The 1,055-nt window shown below is 47.4% G+C and carries 2 pseudogenes; both read right to left on the reverse strand.

From position 1 onward, the window contains the following. Positions 1-597, reverse strand: a pseudogene (gene vscU / locus R7P67_RS26340) (SctU family type III secretion system export apparatus subunit VscU); the annotation flags it as partial. 15 nt (positions 598-612) lie between these two features. Next, positions 613-1,055: pseudogene (gene vscT / locus R7P67_RS26345) on the reverse strand (SctT family type III secretion system export apparatus subunit VscT); the annotation flags it as partial.

The following is a 1,055-nucleotide window of genomic DNA, read 5'->3' on the forward strand; positions in this document are numbered from 1 at the left end:
AGCTATCACAACAAAACCAACCGATGAAATGATCATCAATTGTTTAATCATAACTCCCGTCACCGCAGGGACACATTCCAATCCACAAGTTGGAATTTGCATTAAGGTGTTGATGTTGCCCCGCAACGTAACCCAAATGATGCAGGAAAGCAGAGATACCTTGAGTATCGACTTGATGAACTCAATGACGCTTTTTAGCGAGAAGATGCGCTTTGCGCCCTCGACAGGGTTGATTTTCTTAATGTCGGGCTTGATGGACTCGCCACTAAAAAGAAAACCAAACTGTCCCATGTTAGAAAAAATCGCGATAAGCGCTGCGACCAAAATAATTGGCGCGAGGAGGTAGGCCATCTCTTTGGCGATAGCGATGGCAACATCGATCAATGCGTCTTGAAAGCCTTGATATGCGAGCTCGCTTGGCAGCAAAAGCAGGGCAGAGATGTGCGACATGTAGTAATCGGCAAAGGCGAACAGTACGGCGATGAGAGCCAGAATTAACGCCGAAGAGACGATCTCTTGGCTCTTCGCGACTTGTCCTTTTTTTCGGGCGTCGCGGAGCTTTTTGGCGGTGGGTTGTTCGGTTTTTTCACCACTCATAGAACATCCTAACCTTTATTTCCAAATCGTATTGAGCTGATCGCCAAAGCGAGTGATGCCATAAAATAGTGCTTCAAAGTGATCCATCATTAATCCGAGATAGACGATCAATAACACACTCGCGATGGCACTTTTGATGGGCATCGCCAAGAAGAAAACGTTGAGTTGCGGCGCAAAGCGGCTGATCAGCGCAAGGCCAAATTCGGCTAAGAACATCGCGAGCACAAGTGGCGCCGACATTAAGACACCAAGCCACATTAACTGTTGAAACTGATCATAGAAAAAGCTTACCCACGCGTCCGTGACCATCGGAAAAAAGCCGAGTATTGGCCAAGTGGTGTAGCTTTTAAACAGAGCGTAGATAAATGCAACAAAGCCACCGCCAGAGAAGAACAAGGTGATCAATGTTTGGGTGAGTAACACCGCCGTTGGGGTGGATTGAGAACCCAGCGTTGGGT

The sequence above is a fragment of the Vibrio sp. Vb0937 genome, assembly GCF_033338855.1.